At 69.5% G+C, this 9,754-nt stretch carries 9 protein-coding genes and 1 pseudogene; 4 read left to right on the forward strand and 6 right to left on the reverse strand.

From position 1 onward, the window contains the following. Together ACTHL9_RS15880 and ACTHL9_RS15885 are read left to right on the forward strand one after the other, a co-directional pair. A pseudogene (locus tag ACTHL9_RS15880) lies at positions 1–292 on the forward strand (bifunctional salicylyl-CoA 5-hydroxylase/oxidoreductase); the annotation flags it as partial. Then, on the forward strand, positions 292–747 hold the full coding sequence (locus tag ACTHL9_RS15885; protein WP_440520252.1) for an acyl-CoA thioesterase: 456 nt from the start codon (positions 292–294) through the stop codon (positions 745–747). The pseudogene ACTHL9_RS15880 and the gene ACTHL9_RS15885, both read left to right, overlap by 1 nt. 100 nt (positions 748–847) lie before the next feature. Here the strand turns inward: ACTHL9_RS15885 and ACTHL9_RS15890 are convergent, their stop codons facing one another. The 3 genes from ACTHL9_RS15890 to ACTHL9_RS15900 are packed head-to-tail and all read right to left on the reverse strand — an operon-like array spanning position 848 to position 4,605. Next, positions 848–2,260, reverse strand: a complete 1,413-nt coding sequence (locus ACTHL9_RS15890) for an aldehyde dehydrogenase family protein (protein WP_440520253.1) — start codon at positions 2,258–2,260, stop codon at positions 848–850. Between the two features lie 31 nt (positions 2,261–2,291). Next, on the reverse strand, positions 2,292–3,107 hold the full coding sequence (locus tag ACTHL9_RS15895) for a MoaF C-terminal domain-containing protein (protein WP_440520254.1): 816 nt from the start codon (positions 3,105–3,107) through the stop codon (positions 2,292–2,294). Positions 3,108–3,159: 52 nt separating this feature from the next. Then, positions 3,160–4,605, reverse strand: a complete 1,446-nt coding sequence (locus tag ACTHL9_RS15900) for an APC family permease (RefSeq protein WP_440520255.1) — start codon at positions 4,603–4,605, stop codon at positions 3,160–3,162. 221 nt (positions 4,606–4,826) lie between these two features. On the opposite strand from ACTHL9_RS15900, the gene ACTHL9_RS15905 reads away from it, so the two are divergent. Next, on the forward strand, positions 4,827–5,405 hold the full coding sequence (locus tag ACTHL9_RS15905) for a TetR/AcrR family transcriptional regulator (protein ID WP_440520256.1): 579 nt from the start codon (positions 4,827–4,829) through the stop codon (positions 5,403–5,405). A 1-nt stretch (position 5,406) separates the two neighbouring features. On the opposite strand, the gene ACTHL9_RS15910 is transcribed toward ACTHL9_RS15905, so the two are convergent. Both ACTHL9_RS15910 and ACTHL9_RS15915 read right to left on the reverse strand, forming a co-directional pair. Further along, the gene (locus tag ACTHL9_RS15910) at positions 5,407–6,708 is read right to left on the reverse strand and encodes a flavin monoamine oxidase family protein (RefSeq protein ID WP_440520257.1); all 1,302 of its coding nucleotides are present in this window, start codon (positions 6,706–6,708) and stop codon (positions 5,407–5,409) included. 12 nt (positions 6,709–6,720) lie between these two features. Continuing rightward, positions 6,721–7,056, reverse strand: a complete 336-nt coding sequence (locus ACTHL9_RS15915; RefSeq protein WP_440520258.1) for a cupin domain-containing protein — start codon at positions 7,054–7,056, stop codon at positions 6,721–6,723. A gap of 141 nt (positions 7,057–7,197) precedes the next feature. Here ACTHL9_RS15915 and ACTHL9_RS15920 point away from each other — a divergent pair, with 141 nt between their 5' ends. Next, positions 7,198–7,752, forward strand: a complete 555-nt coding sequence (locus ACTHL9_RS15920) for a TetR/AcrR family transcriptional regulator (protein ID WP_440520259.1) — start codon at positions 7,198–7,200, stop codon at positions 7,750–7,752. Between the two features lie 222 nt (positions 7,753–7,974). Here the strand turns inward: ACTHL9_RS15920 and ACTHL9_RS15925 are convergent, their stop codons facing one another. Beyond that, positions 7,975–9,696, reverse strand: coding sequence for a thiamine pyrophosphate-binding protein (locus ACTHL9_RS15925; protein ID WP_440520260.1), 1,722 nt, complete (start codon positions 9,694–9,696; stop codon positions 7,975–7,977). Positions 9,697–9,754: the final 58 nt, after the last annotated feature.

Raw genomic sequence — 9,754 nt, forward strand, 5'->3', positions numbered from 1 at the left:
CGTCAACTCGATCCTGCTCGCAGGCCGCGCCGACCTCGTCGCGCTCGGCCGGACGCACCTCTACGACCCGCAGTGGACCCTGCACGCGGCCGCCGAGCAGGAATACCGCGGGGACGGCGCCGACTGGCCCGCCCAGTTCCGGGCCGGCCGCCGTAAGCCGCCCTCGGCACGCACCGACGCCATCCGCCCCCGGCTCTCGCTCCTGCGCGAGCCCGACGCCGACGAACTGCCCACCCACCTGCGCTGGACGCCCGCGTCTGCCCGCGCCGAACTGGAGGCGGCGAACGCCTGATGATGAGCGACCTCCTTCCGGGAGCCATCCGCGAGACCGTCACCCGGACGGTCGAGTGGGTGGACACGGACGCCTCCGGCCACCACCACAACTCCTTCATCACGAGGAGCGTTGAGGCTGCCGAAGCGCAGCTGTTCAGGCGCCTCGGCCTCCTCGAGGAGTACTTCGGCACCGCGCCCCGGGTTCACCAGGAGGTCGACTTCCGCTCGAAGCTGTATTTCGGGCAGGAGGCCACGACCGTGCTCGAGATCGAGTCGGTAGGCCGCTCGTCGATGACGTTCCGGTTCGAGGTCACGGGCGAGGCGTTCGACCGGGAGGGATCCGCGCCCATCCCGCGGCGGCTCGCCGCCTCGGGCCGCTACGTGACGGTGTACGTCCCGCGCGGTACCGAGGAGTCCGCCCCGTGGCCCGAGGCGATCCTCGAGAAGCTGGCGAGCGCCGCCGTCGTCGGCTAATCTCGCTTGCTCCGTCACGTCCGCAGGGGGTGACCCCTGCGGACGTGACGGAGCAAGCTGAGCGGGAGGGGGCGATGGGCCCCTTGAGGCTGGGGTGGTTTCAGCGGCTGATGACCTTGGGGGCGGCGACGGCCTTGAGGCCTGCGACGCCGAATTCCTGGCCGTAGCCGGACTGCTTGGTCCCGCCGAAGGGCACGTCCGGGTTGAGGGTGCCGTGCTGGTTGATCCAGACGGTTCCGGCTTGGAGCAGCTTGGCGACTGCGACCGCGGCGTCGACGTCGTCGGACCAGACGGAGGCGCCGAGGCCCTGCTCGGAGGCGTTGGCGCGGCGGATGGCGTCGTCGACGTCGGTGTATTTGATGACGGGGATGGCGGGGCCGAACTGCTCCTCGTCCACCAGGCGGGCGCCGTCCTCGATGTCTGCGACCACGGTGGCCCGGTAGAAGAGGGGCCCGAGCTCGGGGGAGGGTTCGCCGCCGACGACGATCCTCGCCCCGCGTGCGCGGGCGTCGTCGACGAGGTCCTTGACGATGTCGAACTGGCTCTGGTTCTGCAGCGGGCCCAGGACGTTGCCCTCCTGCAGGCCGGGACCCATCGGCGTCGCGCTGGCGAGCTCGGCAAGGGCCTCGACAACGTCATCGTAGACCGACTCGTGCACGTAGAGGCGCTTGAGCGCAGCGCAGGTCTGGCCGGTATTGATGAAGCAGCCCCAGAAGAGGTTCTCCGCGATGGCCTTCGCGTCGGTGCCGGGGAGCACGATGCCTGGGTCGTTCCCGCCGAGCTCGAGGGTGAGCCGGGCGAGGTTCTGGGCCGAGGAGGCGACGATCTTGCGGCCGGCCTCGGTCGAACCCGTGAACATGATCTTGTCCAGGCCGCGGTGGGCGGCGATCGCGGCACCGACTTCGCGGTTGCCGGAGACGACGGTCAGGACTCCCTCGGGCAGGTGGCGGTTGAAGATCTCGGCCAGGGCGAGCACCGACAGCGGGGTGAAGCTGCTGGGCTTGGCCACGACCGTGTTGCCCATGCGCAGGGACGGCGCGATCTGCCAGACCGTGATCATCATCGGCCAGTTCCAAGGACCGATGGCCCCCACGACGCCGAGCGGGTCGTAGTGCACCTCGGAGCGGGCGCCGCCGGCGTCGAAGACGACCTCGGGCTCGAGGACCGTGTTGGCGGCGCTACGGGTCCAGACAGCGCAGGCGCCGACCTCGAAGCGGGCGTTGGGTCCGTCGAGGGGCTTGCCCTGCTCCCGGGAGAGGATGCTGGCGAGCTCTTCGAGGTTCGCCTCGAGGTCGTCGGCGATGGCGTTGAGGATGCGGGAGCGCTCGGCGTCGCCGAGGGCGTTCCAGGCCGGCTGGGCCGCGCGGGCGGCGGCGATGGCGGCCTCGAGGTCGTCGAGCCCATGGACGGGGGCGTGCCCGATGGTCTCCCGGGTGGCCGCGTCCGGGACCGGGCGGCCCTGGCTCTCGGGGACGGTGATGGCGTCGAGGATCGACGTCGTGGTGGTGGTCATTGGAGTCTCCTGTGGAGTGTTCGCGGGAGGGTCACTCGGCCGGGTAGGCCGTGTCCTCGAGGATTGTGAACTGGCTGTCGAAGGGCAGGTGCACCGTGTCGAGGGTTGGGCCGTCCCAGCAGAACATCCGCCCAATGGAACGCTTGTTGGCCAGATCGATCACGACAATCGACTCGACTGGCATGACCGTCTCGGACCAGTGCAGGATGACGACGCCCTCGGCGAGCTCGAAGACCTGGACGGGATCGGCGTCGGCCAGGCCCACCTCGCCGCCCTTGACGCAGTGCCAGACGAACGTGCCGGCGTTGAGGTAGATGTGCTCGTAGTGCTCAGTGGGGCTGTAGCGGTAGTAGATGCGCTTGCCGACGAGCTCGCTCGTGCGCTGGCGCGGCTCGATCTCCCCCGTCCCCGCAACGCGGCCGGAGAGGATCTCAGTGTGCATGCGGACCTTGCCGCCGCGATCCAGGAATGAAGAGTCCGCGACCGTCACCCGTCCGTCCGACTGGTCGATGACCATGGACACGTCGCTCGAGTGGGCGCCCTCGCCCTTGACGAAGTCGACGAAGAAGATCCCGGGACGGACCTCCACGGCCCGGTACGGATGCGTGCCGGTCTGGCCTGCGCCCGCCCCCTCGGTGATCTTCCAGGTGATCTGCCCGTCGGCGAAGGTGTGCTCGATCGTCCAGCCGTTCTCGAACCGGACCCGGATAGGGGTCCCTTCGAGGGCTGTGCTGGCCGGGAGGCTCGGCTCGCCGAAGCCGTCGAGCATCACGGTGACGTCTGGCCACTGGTCGGTGGGGACGTAGTCCTGTTCGGTCGGGGCGAGCTGTTCAGGAGCGGTAGACAATGGGGTTCCCTTTCGTGGAATGCGTGGCGGTAGCGAATGGAGAGCGGGTCGGTCAGCCGCCGGCGGCGACGATGCTGTCGAAGTCGATGTCCTTCTTGACCAGGGGCAGAAGGGCTCCGGCCGCGAAGGCCACGGGGATGAACCACAGCAGCTGCCGGGCGATCGAGCCGTCGCCGGAGAGCATCGAGTCGTAGTTCGCGATGGCGATCACCAGGACGGTGACCATGAGCACGATGGCCGCGATCGGGGCCACCCGGGTGCTCCAGAACCCCCGCTCGAGCTTCTCGCGGATGAAGAAGACCAGGATGGAGACGGAGGCGAAGCCCATCATAACGATGAAGCCCACCGTGCCCAGCGCGACGAACCACGAGAACACGATGACGATCGGGTCAGCGCCGGACCAGAGGAAGGCCATCAGGATCACGGCAATCACGATCCCGTTCACCAGCGCCGCCGTCGCGGGAACCTGCGACTTCTTCGACACCCGGGAGAGCTGCTTCGGCAGGGCCCGACCACGGGCGAGGGCGAAGACGTAGCGGGAGAACATGTTCTGCACCCCGATCAGCATCGCGATGAAGCTCGAGACGACCAGGACCTGCATGGTGATGTCCAGCCAGGGCCCCACGTACTTCCCGGCGACCGAGAAGATGATCCCTGCCAGGTCGTTGGTGGCGGCGTCCTGGACCTTGTCCGGACCCACCGCGACGCTGACGGCCCACGTCGCCACCGTGTAGAAGATCCCGACGAAGACGATGACCGCGAACAGCGCCCGAGGGATCGTCCGACGGGGCTCCCTGGCCTCTTCGGCGAAGACCGTCGTCGCCTCGAAGGTGGTGAAGCAGGCGAAGACGAACAGGACCGCGACGCCGAGGCCGGGCTGGAAGAGCTGCGTGGGAGCGAAGCTCACGAGGGACATGTCCTTGCCCCCGGAACCTGCGACGACGCCGATCACCAGAGCGGCGATCGCGATGATCTCCAGCCCCAGGAGCACCCCGAGGATCCGCAGGTTCAGGTCCACCCCGCGCATCGTCAGCGCGGTCGTGATGATCAGGAACGCCAGCACCCACACCCACACTGGCAGGTCCAGGCCGAACAGGCGGGAGACGAGCTGCTGCGCGAACACCCCGAACTGTGCCCACAGGCCCACCTGGAGCGAGATGTAGGTGACGATCACGATCCCCGCGGCGCCCGTGGCGGCGTGCCGGCCCAGGCCTCGGGAGATGTAGGCGACGAAGCCTCCCGCGCTGACGATGTGGCGGCTCATCTTCAGGTAGCCGACCGCGAAGACGGCGATCACGAGGGCAACGAGGATGTAGACGAGCGGGACGCCGGGTCCCATGACCGAGAAGATCACCGGGCTCGCCCCCACGAAGGCCGCCATCGGGGCGGCGGCCGAGACGACGAAGAACGCGATTCCGATGAAGCCGAGGCTGTTGGACTTGAGGCGGGTCTCGCCGACCGACGGCGGCACCACGACCTCATGCTGGGTATTGCTCACGGGTCCTCCTTTGGACCTTCAGGTGATCGCCCGGTGGGGCGGGTAAGAGAATTCGGGACACCTCGTCGGCGTGCGAGTGCCGGTTCGGACTAGCGGATGCGCTGTTCGGGACCGGGCCGCCGTCGTCATATTGAGCATCTGCTTAGTGATAGAGATTACGGGTCGCTTGATCAGGGTGTCAAGGGCGAACTTGCCATCCCGCAACCGCCTAAGCTGAAGGGGTGAGCCCTGAGAAACGACAGCCCAGCCACGGAGAGGGCAGGGAAGCCCTCCTCGAAGCGACCGTGCGGGTGGGGGCGCGCAAGGGACTGCGGGGGCTGACGTTTCGCGCGGTGGCCGAAGAAGCGGGCCTGAACAACAGCCTGATCGCGCACCACTTCGGCACCCGGGACAGGCTCCTCGCCGCAGCGCTGGAGTGGACCGTCGACCGGGCGATGGCCGCGGCCGACCTCAGCGAATACGCGACCGACGCGACCGCATTCCGCGAGGCGCTGGTCCGGAACGTCCTCTCCCAGCCGGACATTGAGATCTTCCAGTTCGAGATGGTCATGGAGGCCACCCGGCGCCCCGAGCTGCAGGATGCCGTGCGAGAGCTGTACAGCCGGTACGTCGCCGCCCTCGCTGCCGGCCGCGTCGCGCTCGGCGCACAGGACGACCCCGGCTTGAACTTGGCCATGTTCGCGGCCCTCGACGGGCTCACCCTCCAGTACTTCGCGAAGGCGATCACCGCCGAACAGCTCGCCGAAGCAGTCCAGGCCCTCGGCGTCGCCGTCGGCAGCCCATCCCCCTCGCACAGCTAGGTCACAGCCCCACGCCGAACTGCTCCGCAATGGCGCGGGCGGCGGTGAAGCCGCTCTCGATCGCGCCGTCGATGAAGCCGCCCCAGCCGTTGGCGTAGTCGGACCCCGCGAGGAAGATCGGCCCTTCGGGCCGCTGGAGCTCGGCGAGGCTCTCCGAGAGGTAGCCGACGCGGTGCATCGGCCAGGTCTCGCGGGCGAACTCGTCCTCGACCCAGTTGTGGCCGGAGACTTCGAGGACCTCGAGGTCCGGGATCCACCGGCGGAGGATTTCCTGCGCGGCGGCGGCGTCGCCGACGTCGACCGCGGCGGCGTCCGGGCCGAAGGCGACGAGCGTGGTGCTCTCGGCGTCGAGGTATTCGGCTTGGACGAAATTCAGAGGCCAGTCCTGCGGCCCCATGGCCACGAAGCGCTCACGGCGGCCCTTGACCTTGATCCAGAGCTTGGCCCCGAGGCCTAGCTGCCCGCCCTCGGCCGCCTCGCGCTTGCCGGGCGAGAGCTCGGGCACGAAGCTCACGCTGTTGAGGGCATGCAGCGGCAGGGTGACAACCACCGCTCTGGCAGCGAATTCGGTGCCATCGCGGACGACGGCGACAACCCCCTCCGCGTCCTGCCTCACCTCCGCGACTGGGGCACTCAGGCGGAGATCGACGTCGGCATCGTCGAGGATCGCCTGGGCGAGCGCCGCGGTGCCGCCCTGGACCTTGTAGGTCGCGCAGGTCTCGAACATGATCGGCCACTCGTGGAACGCCGCGGCCGCCCAGCGGAGGGCCTGGGTGTAGGCAGCATCGTCGATGCGCCCGTTGAAGTTCAGCGCCCAGAAGCTGCGCATGAGCTGGTCGGAGACCGGGTCGAGCTCGAGCGCGTCGATCTTCTCGGCCACGGTCAGCTGGTCCGCTTCTTTGATCGCCGGGTTGCTCAGCGGCTCGTACGGGAGGGGGACGAGCTGGCGCGATGGCGCGAGGAAGTCGCGGTTGGGGCCGTCGAGGAGCATCATCAGCTCGTCCGGCGACCCCTCGTGGAGGCGGCCGTCGGCGTGCCAGTACGCCTTCTCGAAGTCGCGGCCGGTCACGACGCCGATGCCGTAGCGGGTGAGCTCGGCCCACACGTGGGGTTGGCTCCAGTGGACCCAGGTCCCCCCGAGTTCGAGGTTGCGGCCCATTCGCGGCTCGAGCCACGTGCGTCCGGCGATCCGGTCGCGGGCCTCGAGGATCCGGACGCTGAGGCCCTTCCGGCTCAGTTCCCGGGCCGCGACGAGGCCGGCGAAGCCGGCGCCGATGACGATGACGTCGGAGCCGTTCTGCACTGTCCCCGCCCCTCAGCTGTAGACGAAGAACTCGGTGGTCGGCTTGACCACGGTCCAGCGGGTCTTGGCGCCCTTGTTGAAGGAGGCCATGCTGCCGTCGGTGAGGTCGAAGGTCTGGCCGCCGATGATCTCGATCCGCAGGTGGCCCTCGATGATGTACAGCGTCTCGTCCTCCTCGAAGGCGAGATCGAACGTCTCGGGTGCCTCTTCCGGGGTCACGGTCCAGATACCGCCGGAAAGGGCGGGGCGATCGCCGTCGCCGGGCTTGCGGAGCCACTGGACTTGGCCGAGTGCGAAGGGCTCGGCGAGTTCCCGATCGGTGCTGGCGTAGAAGATGGGGGCGCTCATGGTCGCTCCTTTGCATGGGATGACGGGGAATGAAGTTCGGCGGCCGAAGGTGGCCTGCATCACTACGCCAACTACTCTGCACTTGCTTAGTTTTGCTGTCAAGCTCTGCAAGTGCAGAGTTTTGCGAGTAGGATTCTGCGCATGACGATCAGCGAGCTCAGATACGGGACCGGCCGGGAGGCTCTCATCAGGGCCGTCATCGACGTCGTCGCGGAGGAAGGCCTGGACGGCCTCAGCTACAGGAAAGTCGCCCAGCGGGCGGGCGTGAACAACACGCTGATCTCACACCACTTCGGGTCCAAGGAAGCCCTCTTGGAAGCCGCGACCGTCTGGGCCGTGCAGCGGTCGCAGCAAATGGCGGACCTGACGCTGGCCTCCGAGCTGGACAAGGACTTCGCGACGTCCTTGACGCGGCTTGTCGCCGACGAGCCGAATCTGCAGATCTTCCAGTACTACATGATCCTGGCCTCGCGACGCAGTCCCGAGCTCGGCAGGATGGCGAACAACCTCTACGAGAGCTACATCAGCCTCGTGGAACACTTCCTCACCCACTACGGCCACCGCGCGGACCGGGCCGCGGCGCGGGCCATCTTCGCCGCACTCGACGGGCTGGTCCTGCAGCAGCTCACCGTCTCTTCACGGGACGAGATCGTGGCCGCCATCATCCGGCTCGGCGAGCTGATCGACCGCCGCTAGAACTGAGCACTTGCGTAGGTAGCCTCACGGCACGCCCCACACAGAGCTTGCGCCGGGCCCGCCCCCGGGGGTGGGCCCAGCGGGCGGGTCGGCGCCAGCCACGGGGGGGGCGGGAGGGGGCCCTGTACGCCGCCCCCCGCCCCCCCCCCCCCCCGGGTGGGCGCGGCCCGGCGGGGGGGGGGGGCCCCGGCCGGCGGGACGGGCCCAAGCAAGGGGGGAGCGTCAGTGGCCCTTGAACGCCTCCGCGAGCCACCAGGCCCCGCCGTCGGAGGCGATCTTGGCATCGATGACGAGCGGGCAGGCCGGCCCTGAGGCGAGCCAGGCCGTAACCGGTCCGAGGTCTTCGACGGACCGCACCGTGATGCCCTCGCAGCCGTAGCCGCGGGCGATCGCGGCGATGTCGGTCTCGGGGAACGTCACGGTCGAGACGTCCACGGGACCGTGCTCGGCGAAGTGGTGCACCTCGGCCCCGTACGCGGCGTCGTTGTAGACGATGCACAGCAGCGGCAGGCCGAGCCGAGCAGCGGTCTCGAGCTCGCTGATCCCCATGAGGAACCCGCCGTCGCCGGTCCCGAGCACGGGCAGCCGGTGCGGCTGGGCCAGCGCGGCCCCGAGCGCGGTTGCGAGGCCCAGCCCGATCGACTGGAACGCCTGGGTGAAGCAGAAGCCGAACTCGTCCGGCACGTCGAGGTACTGGCTCGGGTAGCCCATGAAGTTCCCCGAGTCGATGCCGACTACGCGCTCGGCCGGCAGCATCCCGTCGAGGGCCCGGGTCAGCACGCGGGGGTCGATCCGCGGCGCGCCGTCGGCCCCCGGCCCGGAGAGGTCATCGATCGGCACATCCTGCCAGCGCGCGGACTCGGCGATCCTAGCCCCGACCTCCTCGGTCCGGTAGCCGGGCCTGGGTGCGGCGCCGCGCCGCTCCAGCTCCGCGAGCACCTCGGCGGCCGTCTCGCCCGAGTCCCCGACCACCCCGAGGGTGATCGGACGGTTGGCCCCCAGCGCCGAATCCTCCAGATCCACCTGGACGACGGCGGTGCCCTCACCGATGAGCGTGCCGTGGCGCATGGTCCACATGTTCAGCGCGCACCCGAAGCCGATGATGAGGTCTGCGCCGGAGATGAGCTCCGCCGTCGTCGGCGAGGAGAATCCGCCCGAGATCCCCAGGTTGAACGGCTCGCCGACGAAGAGCCCCTTCGCCACGGCCGAGGTCGCGACGAGCGCGCCCGCGTGTTCGGCGAGGGCGAGGATCTCGGCCCGGGCGCCGCGGCCGCCGCGCCCGGCGACGAAGACCGGCCGTTCGGCGGTGAGGACGAGGTCGGCCAGCGCGCTGACGTCCGACGACGCCGGGCGCACTCGGGCGGGAAGCGGCACCGAGGCCGGGGAAGGATGGTCGGGCGCCGGCTGGGTCTGGACGTCGAGCGGGAGGTTGAGGACGACTGTGCGGCGCTCGTTGCGTGCGGCGCGGAAGGCGCGCACGACGTCGGCCCGCGCCGAGGCTGCCGAATGGACCCTTTCCGGGACGGCGCCGACCGCGCGGGCTAGCGCGGCCTGGTCCATCGCGAAGTTCGAGTTCACGGCGGCGCCGGCGGTCTCCGCGGCGAGCACGACTAGCGGGGTGCGGGACTTGGCGGCCTCCCCGATCCCGGTTGTGGCGTTGGTCAGCCCGCAGCCTTGGTGCACCGAGAGCAGTCCGACCTTGCCTGACATCCGTGCGTACGCGTCCGCCATGGTCGCCGCCCCGCCCTCATGCCGGGCCGCGGTGTAGGGCACGCCGTGCCGGACGAGGGAGTTGGTCACGTCGAAGTTCCCCGAACCGACGACGCCGAAGCAGTGCCCCGCACCCAGCTCGGCGAGCGTCCGCCCGACGAGCTCGGCGACGGTCTCCCGGGCCGGGGCGGCGGGTGAAGGGGGCGCGGTGCTTGCCTGGACCTGGGCGGTCATGCCTGCTGGCCCTCCACGAACGCGAGCACGCGTGCCGGGGAGCCGGTGCCGCCGACGA

This window comes from Sinomonas sp. (assembly GCF_051955515.1).
Classification (GTDB): Bacteria; Actinomycetota; Actinomycetes; order Actinomycetales; family Micrococcaceae; genus Sinomonas.